The following is a 19299-nucleotide window of genomic DNA, read 5'->3' as shown; positions in this document are numbered from 1 at the left end:
CGTCAGGACTTCGTGACCGTCGCCTTGTCGATGACGACGGTCGCGTTCGGGGCGCCGTCGCCCTGACCGGTGCTCTCGCCGGCCTTGGCAATCTTGTCGAGCACCTTCAGCCCGGCCTTGTCGATCGTGCCGAAGGGGGAGTACGACGGCGGCAGCGGGCTGTCCTTGAAGACCAGGAAGAACTGGCTGCCACCGGTGTGCGGCTGCCCGGTGTTGGCCATCGCCACCGTGCCCGCCGGGTACGTGTTCTTCGTGAGGCTCTTGTCCTTCAGATTCTCGTCCGGGATCGTGTAGCCCGGCCCGCCGGTGCCGGTGCCCGTCGGGTCGCCGCACTGCAGGACGTAGATCTGGTTCGTGGTGAGCCGGTGGCACTTGGTGTGGTCGAAGAAGCCCTTGTCCGCGAGGAACGCGAAGGAGTTCACCGTGTGCGGGGCCGCCGTCTTCAGGGCCACGCCGATGTCACCGCAGGTGGTGGCCAGCTTCATGGTGTAGTCGGCCGACGTGTCGATCGACATCGCCGGCTCCTTCTTCCAGGACTGCTTCTTCACCGCGCCCCCGGCCGGCTTCCCGCACGGGTCCGGGGCCTTGCTGGGGCTCGCGGCCGCGCTCGGCGAGGACCCGGCGGTGTCCACCTTCTTGTCGCCGTCGTCCTTCATCACGCCCGTCGTGTACAGCGCCACACTGCCGATCACGATCACGCCGAGCACCGACGCGATCACCGAGTTGCGCATGCGCGCCTTGCGTCGCGAGTCCGTGCGCCGCTGCTGCTGCCGCAAGAACTTCTCCCGTGCGAGCTGACGCCGTCGCTGCTCCTGGCTGACCACCGGGTTTCTCCCTCATGCGAGTCGTATGCCGACCGGTACCTGTGCGTCCTGTGATCCGACAGGCGCGTGTAGCCCCGTACCGTATATGGGTTCGCTGAGGAAACGGCAGCGCCGGTAGGCTCCAGGGGCCTTCTTCCACCATGGGCCGCCCGCGCGAGCCCGCCCGAACCGACACAACGAAGGACGATCGTGCTCATTGCCGGGTTCCCCGCCGGGGCCTGGGGGACGAACTGTTATCTCGTCGCCCCCGCCGCCGGTGAGGAGTGCGTGATCATCGACCCCGGCCATCAGGCCGCCGCCGGAGTCGGGGAAGCGCTGAAGAAGCATCGCCTCAAGCCGATCGCCGTCGTCCTCACCCACGGCCACATCGACCATGTCGCCTCCGTGGTCCCTGTGTGCGGCGCGCACGACGTGCCCGCGTGGATTCACCCCGACGACCGCTACATGCTGAGCGATCCGGAGAAGGCGCTCGGCCGGTCCATCGGGATGCCGCTCATGGGCGAACTGACCGTGGGGGAGCCGGACGACGTCCGGGAGCTGACCGACGGAGCGAGGCTCCGGCTCGCCGGGATGGACTTCTCCGTGGCGCACGCGCCGGGCCATACCAGGGGGTCGGTGACCTTCCGGATGCCCGAGGGTGCCGACATCCCGTCGGTCTTCTTCTCCGGGGATCTGCTGTTCGCCGGCTCCGTGGGACGCACCGACCTGCCGGGCGGATCGCCGCAGGACATGCTCGACTCCCTTGCGCGGGTGTGCCTGCCGCTCGACGACTCCACCGTGGTGCTGTCCGGCCACGGCCCCCAGACCACCATCGGCCAGGAACGCGCCACCAACCCCTATCTGCGGCAGGTGGCCGCCGGCCGGGGAACCGACCCGGCTCCCCGACGAGGAATGTGACGAGAGAGCTTCCGTTGAGCACCTTCAAGGCCCCCAGGGGCACGTACGACCTGATCCCGCCGCGGTCCGCCGAGTACCTCGCCGTGCGCGAGGCCATCGCCGCCCCCCTGCGCGACTCCGGGTACGGCTACATCGAGACCCCCGGCTTCGAGAGCGTCGAGCTGTTCGCGCGCGGGGTCGGCGAGTCCACCGACATCGTCACCAAGGAGATGTACGCCTTCGAGACCAAGGGCGGCGACCGGCTCGCCCTGCGCCCCGAAGGCACCGCCTCCGTGCTCCGCGCAGCCCTGGAGGCCAACCTGCACAAGGCGGGCAACCTCCCGGTCAAGCTCTGGTACTCCGGCTCCTACTACCGCTACGAGCGCCCGCAGAAGGGCCGTTACCGCCACTTCTCCCAGGTCGGCGCCGAGGCGATCGGTGCCGAGGACCCCGCGCTGGACGCCGAGCTGATCATCCTGGCCGACCAGGCGTACCGCTCGCTGGGCCTGCGCGAGTTCCGCATCCTGCTCAACAGCCTGGGCGACGCCGAGTGCCGTCCGGTGTACCGGGCCGCGCTCCAGGACTTCCTGCGCGGACTCGACCTCGACGAGGACACCCTGCGCCGCGCCGAGATCAACCCGCTGCGCGTCCTGGACGACAAGCGCGAGGCGGTGCGGAAGCAGCTCACCGACGCCCCCCTGCTGCGCGACTACCTGTGCGACGCCTGCAAGGCGTACCACGAGGAGGTCCGCGAGCTGATCACCGCGGCCGGCGTCGCCTTCGAGGACGATCCCCGGCTGGTCCGCGGCCTGGACTACTACACCCGGACCACCTTCGAGTTCGTCCACGACGGTCTCGGCTCCCAGTCCGCCGTCGGCGGCGGCGGCCGCTACGACGGCCTCTCGGAGATGATCGGCGGCCCCGCGCTGCCCTCCGTCGGCTGGGCGCTCGGCGTCGACCGCACCGTCCTCGCCCTGGAGGCCGAGGGCGTGGAGCTGGACCTGCCGGCCACCACCAGCGTCTTCGCCGTCCCCCTCGGCGAGGAGGCCCGCCGGGTGCTGTTCGCCAAGGTCACCGAGTTGCGCAAGGTCGGCGTCGCGGCCGACTTCGCCTACGGCGGCAAGGGCCTGAAGGCCGCGATGAAGGCCGCCAACCGCTCCGGGGCCCGCTACGCGCTGGTGCTCGGCGAGCGCGACCTCGCCGAGGGCCTCGTCCAGGTCAAGGACCTGGAGTCCGGCGAGCAGAGCGCGGTCGGTATCAGCGAGGTCGTCGCGGAGCTGGAGTCCCGGCTCTGAGTCCACGGACACGGAGGGTGCGGCGGGCCGGACACGCGGTCGTACGGCCCGTCACCGTTCGGTCGCCTGTGCTGCCGCGCGAGCGGAGGCGGCCGAAAATGGAGGCAGGGCGCCCGGCCCGCTCCGAACTTATCCCCAGCGAACGGTGCGCGGGGGCGCCCGTGCGGCACAATGGCCGATGCCCGAAGCAGGCCCGATCTATCGAGTGACGGAAACCGGCGTGATGAGCAAGACGACAGTCAACGAGGTCTCCACGGAGCCCGAAGCCGCGCGCGGCACGGGACGCGCCGAGGGCGGCAGCCGCGCCTTCGCCCTGATGCTGGTGATCACCGGCGCGGCCGGACTGCTCGCCGCCTGGGTCATCACGATCGACAAGTTCAAGCTGCTGGAGGCCAAGGCCGCGGGCAAGACGTTCGTCCCCGGCTGCAGCCTCAACCCCGTGGTGTCCTGCGGCAGCGTCATGCAGAGCAAGCAGGCCGCCGCCTTCGGCTTCCCCAACCCCATGCTGGGCCTGGTCGCCTACGGGATCGTGATCTGCGTCGGCGTGAGCCTGCTCGCCCGTGCCCGCTTCCCCCGCTGGTACTGGCTGACCTTCAACGCCGGCACGCTCTTCGGGGTCGCGTTCTGCACCTGGCTCCAGTACCAGTCCCTGTACCGGATCAACGCCCTGTGCCTGTGGTGCTCGCTGGCCTGGGTCGCCACGATCATCATGTTCTGGTACGTCACGTCCTTCAACGTGCGCCAGGGCTTCCTGCCCGCCCCGCGCCCGCTCAGGTCCTTCTTCGGCGAGTTCACCTGGGTGCTGCCCGTGCTGCACCTCGGCATCATCGCCATGCTGATCCTGACCCGCTGGTGGAGCTTCTGGACGAGCTGACCGCGCCGGACGAGCGCGCGGCCGGGGTCGTTGTCAGTGGCGTGACTTAGGGTTTCCAGCGTGGAAGCCGACCTGTTCACCGCCGCAGCCGAAGAACGCCAGGAGAAGGAGCCCGCGGGCAGTCCCCTGGCGGCACGCATGCGCCCGCGCACCCTCGACGAGGTCGTAGGCCAGCGCCATCTGCTCAAGCCCGGCTCACCGCTGCGCAGACTGGTCGGCGAGGGCGGCCGGGGTCCCGCCGGACCGTCCTCGGTCATCCTCTGGGGCCCGCCCGGCACCGGCAAGACCACCCTCGCCCATGTCGTCTCCCGCGCCACCGACCAGCGCTTCGTGGAGCTGAGCGCCATCAGCGCCGGCGTCAAGGAGGTCCGCGCGGTCATCGACGGCGCCCGCCGCGCCACCGGCGGCTTCGGCAAGGAGACCGTCCTCTTCCTCGACGAGATCCACCGCTTCAGCAAGGCCCAGCAGGACTCCCTGCTGCCGGCCGTGGAGAACCGCTGGGTCACCCTGATCGCGGCCACCACCGAGAACCCCTACTTCTCGGTCATCTCCCCGCTGCTCTCCCGCTCCCTGCTCCTCACCCTCGAACCGCTCACGGACGACGACGTACGCGACCTGGTGCGCCGCACCCTCACCGACAAGCGGGGCCTCGGCGGGGCGCTCGCGCTGCCCGAGGACTCCGAGGACCACATCCTGCGGGTGGCCGGCGGCGACGCCCGCCGCGCCCTCACCGTCCTGGAGGCCGGCGCCGGCGCCTCCCTCGACAAGGGCGACGGGGAGATCACCCTGACCACGCTGGAGGAGACGGTCGACCGCGCGGCGGTGAGGTACGACCGCGACGGCGACCAGCACTACGACGTGGCCAGCGCCCTCATCAAATCCATCCGGGGCTCCGACGTGGACGCGGCCCTGCACTACCTGGCCCGGATGATCGAGGCCGGCGAGGACCCCCGCTTCATCGCCCGGCGCCTGATGATCTCCGCCAGCGAGGACATCGGCGTCGCCGACCCGGGCGCGCTGCCCATAGCCGTCGCGGCCGCGCAGGCCGTCGCCATGATCGGCTTCCCCGAGGCCTCCCTCACCCTCAGCCACGCCACCATCGCGCTCGCGCTGGCCCCCAAGTCCAACTCCGCGACCACCGCGATCGGCGAGGCCATGGCCGACGTGCGCAAGGGCCACGCCGGCCCGGTCCCGGCCCACCTGCGGGACGGGCACTACCAGGGCGCCAAGAAGCTGGGCCACGCCCAGGGGTACGTCTACCCGCACGACCAGCCCGACGGCATCGCCGCCCAGCAGTACGCCCCGGACGCCCTCAAGGACCGCGAGTACTACACCCCCACCCGGCACGGCGCCGAGGCGCGGTACGCGGACGCGGTCGAGTGGACCAGGAAGCACCTGGGTCGAAAGCGGTCCTGAGCGCCCTGTAGACTGCCGCGAAGTGCTGAGTCCCGTGTCCGGGCCCTCGACCAGAGGGAACGGCTCACCAGAGCGGGACATCCAGCCGGAGAGTCCGGCCCCCGGGCGGGGTTCTCCAGGAGCGTCGCGCACCGTCGAAGGTGTCGCGGGCAGCCCACCACCCTCCGGCAGCGTCCGGAACAGGCAGGTGGGCCACTCGCGTGCTGCACGTATGTGCCCAGTTCGGGGAACGGCTGCCCCGCCCGTCCGGCAAGGACAGGCAGGGTCCCCCCGGCTGCGGATGCGACCTCCCCTAACCCTGGTGAAGCCGTATTCGCACAGATAAAACGAGGTGTTTGGTTCATGGCGAACCAGTCCCGCCCCAAGGTCAAGAAGTCGCGTGCCCTCGGCATCGCGCTGACCCCGAAGGCCGTCAAGTACTTCGAGGCCCGCCCCTACCCGCCGGGCGAGCACGGCCGCGGCCGCAAGCAGAACTCGGACTACAAGGTCCGTCTGCTGGAGAAGCAGCGTCTGCGCGCGCAGTACGACGTGTCCGAGCGTCAGCTCGTCCGCGCCTACGAGCGTGCCGCCAAGGTCCAGGGCAAGACCGGTGAGGCCCTGATCATCGAGCTGGAGCGCCGCCTCGACGCGCTGGTCCTGCGTTCGGGCATCGCCCGCACGATCTACCAGGCCCGCCAGATGGTCGTCCACGGCCACATCCAGGTCAACGGCCAGAAGGTGGACAAGCCCTCCTTCCGTGTCCGTCCGGACGACGTCGTGCAGGTCCGCGACCGCTCCAAGGACAAGACGCTGTTCCAGGTCGCCCGCGAGGGTGGTTTCGCCCCCGACGGTGAGACCCCGCGCTACCTGCAGGTGAACCTCAGGGCCCTGGCGTTCCGCCTGGACCGTGAGCCGAACCGCAAGGAGATCCCGGTGATCTGCGACGAGCAGCTCGTCGTCGAGTACTACGCCCGCTGATCCCAGCCCCGGCGCGGCACCACGGCCCGTCGTCCTCCCGCCTCCGGCGGGCGGGGCGGCGGGCGCGCGCGTTTCCGGCCGCCCGCGGCCCGGGGCGGCGGGGCCCGGTAATCCGGTACGGAGCCCCGCCGTCGGCGCGATAGGCTCGTCGCACGACTTTATCGATGCTCAGGCACGTTTCAGGGAGCAGGTGCGCACAGTGTCCGGTGGAGAGGTTGCCGGGATTCTGGTGGCCGTCTTCTGGGCGATCCTGGTCTCCTTCCTCGCCGTGGCGCTGGCGAGGCTGGCCCAGACGCTCAAGGCGACCACCAAGCTGGTGGCGGACGTGACCGACCAGGCCGTCCCGCTGCTGGCCGACGCGTCCACGGCGGTGCGCTCGGCGCAGACCCAGATCGAGCGGGTCGACGCGATCGCCTCCGACGTGCAGGAGGTGACGTCGAACGCCTCCGCGCTCTCCTCCACCGTCGCCTCCACCTTCGGCGGCCCCCTGGTCAAGGTGGCCGCCTTCGGCTACGGCGTCCGCCGCGCGCTCGGCGGCCGCGACGAGGCCACGCCCGCGAAGGCGCCGCGCCGAACGGTGATCGTGGGCAGGACGGTCCCGGCCGCACGGCGGGGCAAGCGAAAGAAGGACTGAGGACCGCGATGTTCCGCCGTACGTTCTGGTTCGGCACCGGCGTCGCCGCCGGTGTGTGGGCCACCACCAAGGTCAACCGCAAGCTGAGGCAGCTGACTCCGGAGAGCCTCGCCGCCAGCGCGGCCAACAAGGCCCTGGAGACCGGGCACCGGCTCAAGGACGCGGCGGTCGGCTTCGCACTCGATGTCCGCGTCAACATGCTCCAGCGGGAGGCGGAGCTGGAGGAGGCGCTCGGCATCCACGAGAGCCCCGCCCTGCCGGAGCCCCGCCGGATCACCGCCATCGAGAACGACAGCAGCACAGTGAAGTACATCGAGAACACGACGTACTCGAACAACCGGAATGAGGACCACTGATGGAGTCGGCCGAGATTCGCCGCCGCTGGCTGAGCTTCTTCGAGGAGCGCGGGCACACCGTCGTCCCTTCGGCGTCGCTCATCGCGGACGACCCGACTCTGCTCCTCGTCCCGGCCGGCATGGTCCCCTTCAAGCCCTACTTCCTGGGTGAGGTCAAGCCGCCCTTCCAGCGCGCCACCAGCGTGCAGAAGTGCGTGCGCACGCCCGACATCGAAGAGGTCGGCAAGACCACCCGCCACGGCACCTTCTTCCAGATGTGCGGCAACTTCTCCTTCGGCGACTACTTCAAGGAAGGCGCCGTCAAGTTCGCCTGGGAGCTCCTCACCAGCCCCCAGGACAAGGGCGGTTACGGCCTCGACCCCGAGCGCCTGTGGATCACCGTCTACAAGGACGACGACGAGGCCGAGCGCCTCTGGCACGAGGTCGTCGGCGTGCCCAAGGAGCGCATCCAGCGCCTGGGCATGAAGGACAACTACTGGTCCATGGGCGTCCCCGGCCCCTGCGGCCCCTGCTCCGAGATCAACTACGACCGCGGCCCCGAGTTCGGCGTCGAGGGCGGCCCCGCCGTCAACGACGAGCGGTACGTCGAGATCTGGAACCTCGTCTTCATGCAGTACGAGCGCGGCGAGGGCATCGGCAAGGACGACTTCGAGATCCTGGGCGACCTGCCGAGCCAGAACATCGACACGGGCCTCGGCCTGGAGCGCCTCGCCATGATTCTGCAGGGCGTGCAGAACATGTACGAGATCGACACCTCGATGGCCGTCATCGAGAAGGCCACCGAGCTGACCGGTGTCCGCTACGGCGAATCCCAGGCGTCGGATGTCTCCCTGCGCGTGGTCACCGACCACATGCGCACCGCCGTGATGCTGATCGGCGACGGCGTCACCCCCGGCAACGAGGGCCGCGGCTACGTGCTGCGCCGCATCATGCGCCGCGCCATCCGCAACATGCGCCTGCTGGGCGCCACCGGTCCGGTCGTCACGGACCTGGTCGACGTCGTGATCGCCATGATGGGCCGGCAGTACCCCGAGCTGATCACCGACCGCGAGCGCATCGAGAAGGTCGCCGTCGCCGAGGAGAACGCCTTCCTCAAGACGCTCAGGGCCGGCACCAACATCCTCGACACCGCCGTCACCGAGACCAGGCAGGCCGGCGGCAGCGTGCTCTCCGGCGACAAGGCGTTCCTGCTCCACGACACCTGGGGCTTCCCGATCGACCTCACCCTGGAGATGGCCGCCGAGCAGGGCCTCTCCGTGGACGAGCCCGGGTTCCGCCGCCTGATGAAGGAGCAGCGGGAGCGCGCCAAGGCCGACGCCCGCGCCAAGAAGACCGGCCACGCCGACCTCGGGGCCTACCGGGAGATCGCGGACGCCTCCGGCGCCACCGACTTCATCGGCTACAGCGACACCCAGGGCGAGACCACCATCGTCGGCATCCTCGTCGACGGTGTCTCCTCCCCGGCCGCCACCGAGGGCGACGAGGTCGAGATCGTGCTCGACCGCACCCCGTTCTACGCCGAGGGCGGCGGCCAGACCGGTGACACCGGCCGCATCAAGGTCGACACCGGTGCCGTCATCGAGATCCGCGACACCCAGAAGCCGGTGCCCGGGGTCTACGTCCACAAGGGCGTCGTCCAGGTCGGGGAGGTCACGGTAGGGGCCAGGGCCCAGGCGTCCATCGACGCCCGCCGCCGCAAGGCCATCGCCCGTGCCCACTCGGCCACCCACCTAACCCACCAGGCGCTGCGCGACGCGCTCGGCCCGACGGCCGCCCAGGCCGGCTCGGAGAACCAGCCCGGCCGCTTCCGCTTCGACTTCGGCTCCCCGGCCGCCGTTCCCACGGCCGTGATGACCGACGTCGAGCAGAAGATCAACGAGGTGCTCTCCCACGACCTGGACGTGCACGCCGAGGTCATGGGCATCGACGAGGCCAAGAAGCAGGGCGCCATCGCCGAGTTCGGCGAGAAGTACGGCGACCGGGTCCGCGTGGTCACCATCGGCGACTTCTCCAAGGAGCTGTGCGGCGGCACGCACGTCCACAACACCGCCCAGCTGGGCCTGGTGAAGCTGCTCGGCGAGTCCTCCATCGGCTCCGGTGTGCGCCGTATCGAGGCGCTGGTCGGCATGGACGCCTACAACTTCCTCGCCCGTGAGCACACGGTCGTCCACCAGCTCAGCGAGCTGGTCAAGGGGCGCCCGGAGGAGCTGCCGGAGAAGGTCTCCGCGATGCTCGGCAAGCTGAAGGACGCCGAGAAGGAGATCGAGAAGTTCCGCGCGGAGAAGGTGCTCCAGGCCGCCGCCGGTCTCGCCGGGTCCGCCAAGGACGTGCGCGGGGTGGCCCTGGTCACCGGTCAGGTCCCGGACGGCACCGCCCCGGACGACCTGCGCAGGCTGGTCCTGGACGTGCGCGGGCGCGTCCAGGGCGGCCGGGCCGCGGTGGTCGCCCTGTTCACGGTGAACAACGGCAAGCCGCTCACCGTCATCGCCACCAACGAGGCGGCCCGTGAGCGCGGTCTGAAGGCCGGTGAGCTGGTCCGTACCGCCGCCAGGACCCTCGGCGGCGGCGGTGGCGGCAAGCCGGACGTGGCCCAGGGCGGCGGCCAGAACCCGGCCGCCGTCGGCGATGCCGTCGACGCCGTCGAGCGCCTCGTCGCCGACACCGCGAAGTAGGCTGGCGGTTATGCGGAGAGGACGCCGGCTCGCCGTCGACGTGGGGGACGCGCGGATCGGGGTCGCCTCGTGCGATCCCGACGGCATCCTCGCCACCCCGGTGGAGACGGTCCCCGGCCGGGACATCCCGGCCGCGCACCGCAGGCTGCGGCAACTGGTCGAGGAGTACGAACCCATCGAGGTCGTCGTCGGTCTCCCTCGCTCCCTCAAGGGGGGCGAGGGCCCGGCGGCCGTCAAGGTGCGCGCGTTCACCCAGGAGCTGGCGCGGGGCATCAAGCCGGTGCCGGTGCGGCTGGTGGACGAGCGGATGACCACGGTGACGGCCACCCAGGGACTGCGTGCCTCGGGAGTCAAGTCCAAGAAGGGCCGCGCCGTGATCGACCAGGCTGCGGCGGTGATCATTCTCCAGCAGGCCCTGGAATCCGAACGGGTGTCAGGGCGGCCGCCGGGTGAGGGCGTCGAAGTGGTCATCTGATCGCGGTGCGGTAACGTTCCGCGCGATGCGGCGGTGTTCGAACAGCCGCCGCACAGCAAGAGGCGGAACGGAAGCCGGTCCTGGAGCCGGGCGACCGTCGGCCTCCCGGCTCTAGGGGATCGATGACTGAGTATGGCCGGGGCCCAGGCACCGAACCGTGGCATCCGGAGGACCCGCTGTACGGGGACGGCGGATGGGGAGCGCAGCAGGCCCACCCGGGTCAGCAGCACCCTTACGGGGGCCAGCCGCAGCATCCGCAGCAGTCCCAGCACCCGCAGTACGACGGCTGGTCCCAGGACCAGCAGCCGCACTACGGGGGCCAGCCGTACCCCCAGTACGACGAGCAGGGCCGGCAGCTCTTCGATCCCCGGCAGAACGGGCAGCACCCGCACCACCAGCAGCACCAGGGCGGCTGGGACGCGACGGGCCCCCACAACCAGGTGCCCTACGCCCCCGACCCGGGCGACCCCTACGGGCAGCACCCCGCCGCCTACGGGGCCGAACAGCCCGACCTCTACGGCACCGAGGACGCCTACCCGCCGCCCCAGCCCCCCGGCCACCGGCAGCCCGAACCGGAGCACGAGGCCGGCTGGGACCCCCAGGCGGACCCCCAGGCGGACGCCGAGGAGCACCCCCTGCCCGCCGGAGGGGACGACGACGGCGACCCCGAGGAGGACGGCCGGGAGGCGCGCACCGAGCGGCGCGGCAAGGGCCGCAAGCCCGTCAAGAGCAAGAAGGGCCGCACCGGGTGCGCTCTGATGGTGGTCGTCCTGGTCTTCGGCGGCGGCCTCGGCGGTGTCGCGTACTTCGGCTACCAGTTCTACAAAAATCGTTTCGCCCCGGCCCCGGACTACGCGGGCAGCGGCAACGGCCAAGCCGTGACGGTCGAGATCCCCAAGGGCTCGCTCGGCGCCGACATCGGCCGCAGGCTGAAGGAGGCCGGCGTCGTCCAGAGCGTCGACGCCTTCGTGTCCGCCCAGCTCGCCAACCCCAGTGGCAAGTCCCTCCAGGAGGGCGTCTACACCCTCCAGAAGCACATGTCCGCCGCCAGCGCGGTGGAGCTGATGCTCAGCCCGAAGAGCCGCAACAACCTGATCATCGCCGAGGGCTCGCGCAACGCCGCCGTCTACGCGCTGATCGACAAGCGCCTGAAGCTGGCGAAGGACACCACGCGGAAGGTGGCCGCGAAGGACTACAAGTCCCTCGGCCTGCCCGCCTGGGCGCTCAACCACCCCGGTGTGAAGGACCCCCTGGAAGGGTTCCTCTTCCCGTCCAGCTACGCGATCGGCAAGGACCAGAAGCCGGGGGACGTCCTGAAGGCCATGGTCGGCCGCGCCAACGAGCGTTACACCGCCCTCGGCCTGGAGAAGAAGGCGTCCGGCCTCGGGCTCGAATCGCCGTGGCAGCTCCTCACCGCGGCGAGCCTGGTCCAGGCGGAGGGCAAGACGCACGAGGACTTCCGCAAGATGGCCGAAGTCATCTACAACCGCCTCAAGCCGGACAACACCGAGACGAACGGCCTCCTCCAGTTCGACTCGACCTACAACTACCTCAAGGGCGCGAGCAACATCCGCATCTCCGAGAAGGAGATCAACGGCGACCGCAGCCCGTACAACACGTACACCAACAAGGGCCTTCCCCCCGGGCCGATCGGCAACCCGGGTGACGAGGCACTGGGCGCGGCGCTGGACCCGACCGACGAGGGCTGGATGTACTTCGTGGCGACGGACGGCATGAGCAAGACCGAGTTCGCCAAGACCTACAACGAGTTCAAGGCCCTCAAGGACAAGTTCAATGCCAACTAGGGCCACCGGCGCCCGCCGGGCCGCCGTGCTCGGCAAGCCCGTCGCCCACTCGCTCTCCCCGGTGCTGCACCGGGCCGCCTACGCCGAACTCGGCCTCGGCGACTGGTCGTACGACCGGTTCGAGGTCGACGAGGCGGGGCTGCCCGGCTTCCTCGACGGGCTGGGGCCCGAGTGGGCCGGCCTGTCGCTGACCATGCCGCTGAAGCGGGCGGTCATGCCGCTGCTGCACGAGGTGAGCGAGACGGCCGCCTCCGTGGACGCGGTCAACACCGTGGTGTTCACCGAGGACGGGCGCAGGACCGGCGACAACACCGACATCCCCGGCATGATCGCCGCCCTGCGCGGACACGGCATCGAGGAGGTGGAGTCCGCCGCCGTCCTCGGCGCCGGCGCCACCGCCTCCTCCGCGCTCGCCGCGCTGGCCCGGGTCTGCGCCGGCGAGGTCGTGGTGTACGTCCGCAGCGCCGCCCGCGCGGCGGAGATGCGGGAGTGGGGCGAACGGCTCGACGTGCGGGTGCGCACCGCCGACTGGGCGGACGCCGCCGAGGCCCTCAGGGCGCCCCTGGTGATCGCCACCACGCCGGCCGGCACCGCGGACGCCCTCGCCACCGCCGTGCCCGAGCGCCCGGCCACCCTGTTCGACGTGCTGTACGACCCCTGGCCCACCGGGCTGGCCGCCCGCTGGTCCATGTTCGGCGGAGCCGTGGTCGGCGGTCTCGACCTGCTCGTCCACCAGGCCGTGCTCCAGGTGGAGCGGATGACCGGCCGCGCCCCGGCCCCGCTGGAGGCCATGCGGCACGCGGGCGAACGGGCCCTCGCCGCCCGCTGAGCGCCCGCCGCCCGGCCCAGCGCCGGGGTCCCGCTATCCGGACCGGGGCCCGGCTACCGGGCACGGCGTGGGAGGATCGGAGGTGGCGGGCCGGGATCGCGCACCCGGCCGGGCCGCCACCGCGGGCGCGGCAGACGCGTGCGCGGGGCAGTGGTGGGCGCGAGAACTGAGGAGCACCGTTGAGCAGGCTGCGTTGGCTGACCGCGGGGGAGTCCCACGGTCCCGCACTCGTCGCGACGCTGGAGGGTCTTCCCGCCGGCGTGCCGGTCACCACGGAGATGGTGGCGGATCATCTCGCGCGGCGGCGGCTCGGCTATGGGCGTGGCGCGCGGATGAAGTTCGAGCGTGACGAGGTCACGTTCCTCGGCGGTGTGCGGCACGGGCTGACCATGGGTTCCCCGGTCGCGGTCATGGTGGGCAACACCGAGTGGCCGAAGTGGGAGCAGGTCATGGCGGCCGACCCGGTGGACGAGGAGGTGCTGGCCGGCCTCGCGCGCAACGCCCCGCTGACCCGCCCCCGGCCCGGCCACGCGGACCTCGCCGGCATGCAGAAGTACGGTTTCGACGAGGCCCGGCCGATCCTGGAGCGGGCCTCCGCGCGGGAGACGGCGGCGCGGGTCGCGCTCGGCGCGGTGGCGCGGTCGTACCTGAAGGAGACCGCCGGGATCGAGATCGTCAGCCACGTCGTGGAGCTGGCCTCCGCGAAGGCGCCGTACGGCGTGTACCCCACCCCGGCGGACGTGGGGCGGCTCGACGAGGACCCGGTGCGCTGCCTGGACGCGGACGCCTCCAAGGCGATGGTCGCGGAGATCGACCAGGCCCACAAGGACGGCGACACCCTCGGCGGAGTGGTCGAGGTGCTGGCGTACGGCGTCCCGGTCGGCCTCGGCTCGCACGTGCACTGGGACCGCAGGCTGGACGCCCGGCTCGCGGCCGCCCTGATGGGCATCCAGGCGATCAAGGGCGTAGAGGTCGGCGACGGCTTCGAGCTGGCCCGGGTGCCCGGCTCGAAGGCGCACGACGAGATCCTCACCACCCCCGAGGGCATCAGGCGCGCCACCGGCCGCTCCGGCGGCACCGAGGGCGGTCTGACCACCGGCGAGCTGCTTCGGGTGCGCGCGGCCATGAAGCCGATCGCGACCGTGCCGCGCGCGCTGGCCACCGTCGACGTCGCCACCGGCGAGGCCGCGCAGGCCCACCACCAGCGCTCCGACGTGTGCGCGGTCCCGGCCGCCGGCATCGTGGCCGAGGCGATGGTGGCCCTGGTCCTCGCGGACGCGGTCGCGGAGAAGTTCGGCGGCGACAGCGTGGCCGAGACCCGCCGCAACGTCCGCTCCTACCTCGACAACCTGGCGTTCGGATGAGTGCCGCGCCCGTGGTGGTCCTGGTGGGGCCGATGGGCGTGGGCAAGTCCACCGTCGGGCGGCTGCTGGCCGACCGGCTGGGCGCCGCGTTCCGGGACACCGACGACGACATCGTGGCCGAGCAGGGCCGCACCGTCGCCGAGATCTTCGTGGACGACGGCGAGGACGCCTTCCGCGCGCTGGAGAAGCGCGCGGTGGCCGCGGCGGTCGCCGGACACGCGGGCGTGCTCGCGCTGGGCGGCGGGGCCGTCCTCGACGCGGACACGCGTGCGCTGCTCACCGCGCAGCGGGTGGTCTACCTCTCGATGGACGTCGAGGAGGCCGTGCGCCGCACCGGGCTGAACGCCGCCCGGCCGCTGCTCGCGGTCAACCCGCGCCAGCAGTGGCGCACCCTGATGGAGGCCCGCCGCCATCTGTACGAGGAGGTCGCCACCGCCGTCGTGACGACCGACGGGCGCGGTCCCGAGGACGTCGCCCGAGCCGTCCTGGACGCACTGGAGTTGAAGGAAGCATGAGCGAGGCAGTCACCCGCATCCAGATCGGCGGAACGGCGGGCACCGACCCGTACGAGGTCCTGGTGGGCCGCCAGTTGCTGGGCGAGCTGGCCGGACTGATCGGCCGGCAGGCCCGGCGGGTCGCGGTCATCCACCCCGAGGCGCTCGCCGGCACCGGTGACGCGCTCCGCGCCGATCTGGCGGAGCAGGGCTACGAGGCGGTCGCCATCCAGGTGCCGAACGCCGAGGAGGCCAAGACCGCCGAGGTCGCCGCCTACTGCTGGAAGGCACTCGGCCAGTCCGGCTTCACCCGCACCGACGTGGTCGTGGGCGTCGGCGGCGGCGCCACCACCGACATCGCCGGTTTCGTCGCCGCCACCTGGCTGCGTGGGGTGCGCTGGATCGCCGTCCCGACCACCGTGCTGGCCATGGTGGACGCGGCGGTCGGCGGCAAGACCGGCATCAACACCGCCGAGGGCAAGAACCTCGTCGGTGCCTTCCACCCCCCGGCGGGCGTCCTGTGCGACCTGGCCGCGCTGGACTCCCTCCCGGTGCACGACTACGTCTCCGGGCTGGCGGAGGTCATCAAGGCCGGCTTCATCGCCGACCCGGTGATCCTCGACCTGATCGAGTCCGACCCCGAGGCCGCCCGCACCCCGGCCGGACCGCACACCGCCGAACTGCTCGAGCGCTCGATCCGGGTCAAGGCCGACGTGGTCTCCTCCGACCTCAAGGAGGCCGGCCGCCGGGAGATCCTCAACTACGGCCACACGCTCGGCCACGCCATCGAGAAGAACGAGCGGTACAAGTGGCGGCACGGCGCGGCCGTCGCCGTCGGCATGCACTTCGCCGCCGAACTCGGCCGCCTGGCCGGCCGGCTGGACGACGCGACCGCCGACCGGCACCGCGCGGTCCTGGAGTCCGTCGGCCTGCCCCTGCACTACCGCTACGACCAGTGGCCCAAGCTGGTGGAGGCGATGAAGGTCGACAAGAAGTCCCGCGGCGACATGCTGCGCTTCATCGTCCTGGACGGCCTCGCCCGGCCGACCGTGCTGGAGGGCCCCGACCCGGCCGTCCTGCTCGCCGCCTACGGCGAGGTCGGCCAGTAGGTCCCCTACCGCCCGGTGTGCCCGATTCCCGCCCGGGGCGGGCACTTCGCACCGCCCCCGGCCGTTTCACCGATCGACGGCCGGGGGCGGTACCGTTCGGCAGGGTACACACACTCGGCGCCGGGAAGATGGAGTGGCAACGGATGCAGCACGCAGTGGGATCTCCGCTGCCGCCGCCCCACCAGCTGGGGCACGGGCCGCACACCGACTGGGCCGCGGGGGCGCCAAGAGCTTCGAGCGTCCCGCCACCCGGTTTCTCCGGCGCCGGCCCCGTACCGCCTGCCCCGCCCGCGCCACCCGTGCCACCGGCCCCGCCCGCGCAGGTCCCGGCCCCCCAGCAGCCTCCCGCCGCCCCGCCGCCTCCCGTGGTCCCGCCGCCCGCGCCCGATGCCTCCGGGCATGTGACGCTGCCGCCCGGCGGTCCCGTCGGTGTCCCCATGGTGCCGCCCGCGACGACCGCCCCCGACCCCTCGGCCACCACGCTCGCCGTGCTGCTGATCGGCCCGGCGGGCGCGGGCAAGACCAGCGTGGCCAAGTACTGGGCCGACCACCGCCGGGCCCCCACCGCCCACATCAGCCTGGACGACGTCCGCGAGTGGGTCCGCTCCGGCTTCGCCGACCCGCAGACCGGGTGGAACGACCACTCCGAGGCCCAGTACCGCCTGGCCCGCCGGACCTGCGGCTTCGCCGCGCGCAACTTCCTGGCCAACGGGATCTCCTGCGTCCTCGACGACGCCGTGTTCCCGGACCGCCCGGTCGTGGGGCTCGGCGGCTGGAAGCGCCATGTGGGCCCCGGCCTGCTCCCGGTCGTCCTGCTGCCGGGGCTGGACATCGTCCTGGAGCGCAACGCCGAGCGCTCCGGCAACCGCCGCCTCACCGACGAGGAGGTGGCCCGCATCCACGGCCGCATGGCCGGCTGGTACGGGTCCGGGCTGCCCATCATCGACAACTCCCAGCTGGACGTCCCCGCCACCGCCCGGGTGCTGGACGAGGTCCTGGCCCGCGCGATCGCCAGCCCGCCGAACTGGTAGGGACACCGGCTGCTACGGACACCGGCCGCACCCCACTCGGCCCTCCCAACCGGCACGAACCGGGCATAACTTCTACGCTCGTCTCATGTCAGAGGTGTACGCGACCCGTCGATCCCGGCTGAGGGAACGCTGCAACGCGGCCGGTACCGCGGCAGCGCTCATCACCCGCCCCGCCAATGTGCGCTACCTGGCGGGCGCCGCGCCCCAGGGCGCCGTCCTGCTGCTCGGCGGGGACCAGGACCAACTGGTGTGCCCCGTCCCGCCGGAGGACCGGCCCGTGGACGGGCGCCCGGACGAGTCCCTGGTCCTGCGTGTGCTGTCCGCCCCGGGCCGTGACCCGGCCGTGGCCGCCGCGGACCTCGCCGGGAACCAGGACGGCGACGCCCTCGCCGTGGAGGAGCACCACCTCACCGTCGCCCGGTACCGCGCCCTCGGCGCGGTCGCGCCCGGACTGCGCCTCGCCGGGCTCGGCACGGCCGTCGAGCAGCTCAGGCTGATCAAGGACGAGGAGGAGATCTCCTGTCTGCGCATCGGCGCCGAGATCGCCGACCAGGCCCTCGGCGAGCTGCTGGAGTCCATCCTGGTCGGCCGCACCGAGCGGCATCTCGCGCTGGAGCTGGAGCGCCGCCTGGTCGACCACGGCGCCGAGGGTCCCGCCTTCCCGACCTCGGTTGCCACCGGCCCCAACTCCGGCCGCTCGGGCCACCGTCCCACCGACCGCCGGGTGGAGGAGGGCGACTTCCTCTCCGTCTGCCTGGGCGCCGCCTACCGCGGCTACCGCTGCGAGATCGGCCGGACCTTCGTCATCGGCACCTCGCCCGCCGACTGGCAGATCGAGCTGTACGACCTGGTCTTCGCCGCCCAGCGGGCCGGACGCGAGGCCCTCATGCCGGGAGCCGCCTGCCGCGACGTGGACCGCGCCGCGCGTCAGGTGCTGGACTCCGCCGGCTACGGCGCCGCCCTCCAGCCGGTCACCGGACACGGTGTCGGACTCGAAATAGACGAGGACCCGCAGCTCGCCCCCGCGGCCATGGGTAAACTTGACGCTTGCGTGCCGGTCACCGTCGAGCCGGGGGTCCACCTTCCGGGCCGGGGCGGAGTCCGGATCGATGACACGCTCGTCGTCCGCCCCGAGGCGGACGGCGGACCCGAGCTACTCACCATCACGACCAAGGAACTGCTCGCCCTGTAGCCAGGCGCGAGCGCCGGGGTCGTACGTCAGTCCAGGAGATTCCGCAACCGTGGCTTCCACGAACGACCTCAAGAACGGCATGGTGCTCAAGCTCGACGGGGGCCAGCTGTGGTCCGTCGTCGAGTTCCAGCACGTCAAGCCCGGTAAGGGCCCGGCCTTCGTGCGCACCAAGCTCAAGAACGTCCTCTCCGGCAAGGTGGTCGACAAGACCTTCAACGCCGGCGTCAAGGTCGAGACGGCCACCGTCGACAAGCGCGACATGCAGTACTCGTACAAGGACGGCGAGTACTTCGTCTTCATGGACATGGAGACGTACGACCAGCTGCACATCGACCCGAAGGCCGTCGGTGACGCCGCGAACTTCCTGATCGAGGGCTTCACCGCCGTCGTCGCCCAGCACGAGGGCGAGGTGCTCTTCGTCGAGCTGCCGGCCGCCGTCGAGCTGGTCATCTCGGAGACCGAGCCGGGTGTCCAGGGCGACCGCTCCACCGGTGGCACCAAGCCCGCCACGCTGGAGACCGGCCACCAGATCCAGGTCCCGCTCTTCATCACCACCGGCGAGAAGATCAAGGTCGACACTCGCACGAGCGACTACCTCGGCCGGGTGAACAGCTAACCGTGGCCGCCCGCAACACGGCCCGCAAGCGCGCCTTCCAGATCCTCTTCGAGGGTGACCAGCGCGGCACCGACGTCGTCACGGTCCTCGCCGACTGGGTCCGGCTCTCCCGGGGCGACACCCGGCAGCCGCCCGTCAGCGAGTACACGATGCAGCTCGTCGAGGGGTACGCGCAGCGCGCCCGCCGCATCGACGACCTGATCGCCCAGTACGCGGTGGGGTGGACGCTCGACCGGATGCCGGTCGTCGACCGCAACCTGCTGCGCCTCGGCGCGTACGAGCTGATCTGGGAGGACGAGACCCCGGACGCGGTCGTCCTGGACGAGATGGTGCAGCTCGCCAAGGAGTTCTCCACCGACGAGTCGCCGGCCTTCGTGAACGGCCTCCTGGGCCGCTTCAAGGACCTCAAGCCCGGCCTGCGCCGGGACGAGGCGTAACCGGTACGACAAAGACGCCGGAGGGTCCGCAGCACGCCTGCTG

Annotated in this window: 19 protein-coding genes; 18 read left to right on the top strand and 1 reads right to left on the bottom strand. The window is 71.6% G+C overall.

What is annotated here, in order from left to right:
- Positions 1 to 2 precede the first annotated feature (2 nt).
- A complete protein-coding gene (locus ACFWN1_RS21715) occupies positions 3 to 824 on the bottom strand; it encodes a peptidylprolyl isomerase (protein ID WP_384364287.1) in 822 nt (273 codons plus the stop codon).
- Between the two features lie 189 nt (positions 825 to 1013).
- Between ACFWN1_RS21715 and ACFWN1_RS21710 the strand changes: the two genes are divergently transcribed.
- The 18 genes from ACFWN1_RS21710 to nusB all read left to right on the top strand — a co-directional run bounded on the left by ACFWN1_RS21710 (position 1014) and on the right by nusB (position 19256).
- Positions 1014 to 1721, top strand: a complete 708-nt coding sequence (locus ACFWN1_RS21710) for an MBL fold metallo-hydrolase (RefSeq protein ID WP_384364285.1) — start codon at positions 1014 to 1016, stop codon at positions 1719 to 1721.
- Positions 1722 to 1735: 14 nt separating this feature from the next.
- Entirely contained in the window at positions 1736 to 2995 is a 1260-nt protein-coding gene (gene hisS / locus ACFWN1_RS21705; protein ID WP_384364283.1) for a histidine--tRNA ligase, read from the top strand.
- 223 nt (positions 2996 to 3218) lie between these two features.
- Positions 3219 to 3869 (top strand): vitamin K epoxide reductase family protein, encoded by a 651-nt coding sequence (locus ACFWN1_RS21700; protein ID WP_384364281.1) that lies wholly within the window; start codon positions 3219 to 3221, stop codon positions 3867 to 3869.
- 60 nt (positions 3870 to 3929) lie between these two features.
- On the top strand, positions 3930 to 5285 hold the full coding sequence (locus ACFWN1_RS21695) for a replication-associated recombination protein A (protein ID WP_384364279.1): 1356 nt from the start codon (positions 3930 to 3932) through the stop codon (positions 5283 to 5285).
- A gap of 342 nt (positions 5286 to 5627) precedes the next feature.
- Positions 5628 to 6242: a 30S ribosomal protein S4 gene (rpsD, locus tag ACFWN1_RS21690; RefSeq protein ID WP_384364277.1), complete on the top strand. Its 615-nt coding sequence runs from the start codon at positions 5628 to 5630 to the stop codon at positions 6240 to 6242.
- 190 nt (positions 6243 to 6432) lie between these two features.
- Positions 6433 to 6876 (top strand): DUF948 domain-containing protein, encoded by a 444-nt coding sequence (locus ACFWN1_RS21685; protein WP_384364275.1) that lies wholly within the window; start codon positions 6433 to 6435, stop codon positions 6874 to 6876.
- Positions 6877 to 6884: 8 nt separating this feature from the next.
- Positions 6885 to 7232, top strand: coding sequence for a hypothetical protein (locus ACFWN1_RS21680; protein WP_384364273.1), 348 nt, complete (start codon positions 6885 to 6887; stop codon positions 7230 to 7232).
- Complete coding sequence (gene alaS, locus ACFWN1_RS21675) at positions 7232 to 9904, top strand: alanine--tRNA ligase (protein ID WP_384364271.1); 2673 nt, start codon at positions 7232 to 7234, stop codon at positions 9902 to 9904. Before ACFWN1_RS21680 ends, alaS begins: the two co-directional genes overlap by 1 nt.
- Before the next feature lie 10 nt (positions 9905 to 9914).
- Positions 9915 to 10379 (top strand): Holliday junction resolvase RuvX, encoded by a 465-nt coding sequence (ruvX, locus tag ACFWN1_RS21670; RefSeq protein ID WP_384364269.1) that lies wholly within the window; start codon positions 9915 to 9917, stop codon positions 10377 to 10379.
- Positions 10380 to 10501: 122 nt separating this feature from the next.
- Positions 10502 to 12184, top strand: coding sequence for an endolytic transglycosylase MltG (gene mltG, locus ACFWN1_RS21665; RefSeq protein ID WP_384364268.1), 1683 nt, complete (start codon positions 10502 to 10504; stop codon positions 12182 to 12184).
- Positions 12174 to 13013 carry a shikimate dehydrogenase gene (locus ACFWN1_RS21660; protein ID WP_384364266.1) on the top strand — a complete coding sequence of 280 codons (840 nt, stop codon included), beginning with the start codon at positions 12174 to 12176 and terminating at the stop codon, positions 13011 to 13013. The genes mltG and ACFWN1_RS21660 overlap by 11 nt, the downstream gene beginning before the upstream one ends.
- Positions 13014 to 13192: 179 nt before the next feature.
- On the top strand, positions 13193 to 14377 hold the full coding sequence (gene aroC, locus ACFWN1_RS21655; protein WP_384364264.1) for a chorismate synthase: 1185 nt from the start codon (positions 13193 to 13195) through the stop codon (positions 14375 to 14377).
- Positions 14374 to 14892 carry a shikimate kinase gene (locus ACFWN1_RS21650; protein WP_384364262.1) on the top strand — a complete coding sequence of 173 codons (519 nt, stop codon included), beginning with the start codon at positions 14374 to 14376 and terminating at the stop codon, positions 14890 to 14892. Before aroC ends, ACFWN1_RS21650 begins: the two co-directional genes overlap by 4 nt.
- Positions 14889 to 15980: a 3-dehydroquinate synthase gene (aroB, locus tag ACFWN1_RS21645; protein WP_384364260.1), complete on the top strand. Its 1092-nt coding sequence runs from the start codon at positions 14889 to 14891 to the stop codon at positions 15978 to 15980. The genes ACFWN1_RS21650 and aroB overlap by 4 nt, the downstream gene beginning before the upstream one ends.
- 143 nt (positions 15981 to 16123) lie before the next feature.
- Positions 16124 to 17011, top strand: a complete 888-nt coding sequence (locus ACFWN1_RS21640; RefSeq protein ID WP_384364258.1) for a Pro-rich N-terminal domain-containing protein — start codon at positions 16124 to 16126, stop codon at positions 17009 to 17011.
- Positions 17012 to 17096: 85 nt separating this feature from the next.
- Positions 17097 to 18203, top strand: coding sequence for an aminopeptidase P family protein (locus ACFWN1_RS21635; RefSeq protein ID WP_384364256.1), 1107 nt, complete (start codon positions 17097 to 17099; stop codon positions 18201 to 18203).
- Positions 18204 to 18252: 49 nt separating this feature from the next.
- On the top strand, positions 18253 to 18819 hold the full coding sequence (efp, locus tag ACFWN1_RS21630) for an elongation factor P (protein WP_161150184.1): 567 nt from the start codon (positions 18253 to 18255) through the stop codon (positions 18817 to 18819).
- A 2-nt stretch (positions 18820 to 18821) separates the two neighbouring features.
- The gene (nusB, locus tag ACFWN1_RS21625; RefSeq protein ID WP_384364253.1) at positions 18822 to 19256 is read left to right on the top strand and encodes a transcription antitermination factor NusB; all 435 of its coding nucleotides are present in this window, start codon (positions 18822 to 18824) and stop codon (positions 19254 to 19256) included.
- The last annotated feature ends 43 nt before the right edge of the window (positions 19257 to 19299 follow it).

Source organism: Streptomyces sp. NPDC058459, assembly GCF_042721685.1.
GTDB lineage: Bacteria > Actinomycetota > Actinomycetes > Streptomycetales > Streptomycetaceae > Streptomyces.
This window is presented reverse-complemented; position numbering and strand designations above follow the sequence as displayed.

What these genes read in the sequence shown, in the direction of transcription:
- ACFWN1_RS21700 (WP_384364281.1), top strand. Translation starts at nt 3,219, where the DNA reads ATGAGCAAGACGACAGTCAACGAGGTCTCCACGGAGCCCGAAGCCGCG.
- rpsD (WP_384364277.1), top strand. Translation starts at nt 5,628, where the DNA reads ATGGCGAACCAGTCCCGCCCCAAGGTCAAGAAGTCGCGTGCCCTCGGC.
- ACFWN1_RS21680 (WP_384364273.1), top strand. Translation starts at nt 6,885, where the DNA reads ATGTTCCGCCGTACGTTCTGGTTCGGCACCGGCGTCGCCGCCGGTGTG.
- alaS (WP_384364271.1), top strand. Translation starts at nt 7,232, where the DNA reads ATGGAGTCGGCCGAGATTCGCCGCCGCTGGCTGAGCTTCTTCGAGGAG.
- ruvX (WP_384364269.1), top strand. Translation starts at nt 9,915, where the DNA reads ATGCGGAGAGGACGCCGGCTCGCCGTCGACGTGGGGGACGCGCGGATC.
- mltG (WP_384364268.1), top strand. Translation starts at nt 10,502, where the DNA reads ATGACTGAGTATGGCCGGGGCCCAGGCACCGAACCGTGGCATCCGGAG.
- ACFWN1_RS21660 (WP_384364266.1), top strand. Translation starts at nt 12,174, where the DNA reads ATGCCAACTAGGGCCACCGGCGCCCGCCGGGCCGCCGTGCTCGGCAAG.
- ACFWN1_RS21650 (WP_384364262.1), top strand. Translation starts at nt 14,374, where the DNA reads ATGAGTGCCGCGCCCGTGGTGGTCCTGGTGGGGCCGATGGGCGTGGGC.
- aroB (WP_384364260.1), top strand. Translation starts at nt 14,889, where the DNA reads ATGAGCGAGGCAGTCACCCGCATCCAGATCGGCGGAACGGCGGGCACC.
- ACFWN1_RS21640 (WP_384364258.1), top strand. Translation starts at nt 16,124, where the DNA reads ATGCAGCACGCAGTGGGATCTCCGCTGCCGCCGCCCCACCAGCTGGGG.
- ACFWN1_RS21635 (WP_384364256.1), top strand. Translation starts at nt 17,097, where the DNA reads ATGTCAGAGGTGTACGCGACCCGTCGATCCCGGCTGAGGGAACGCTGC.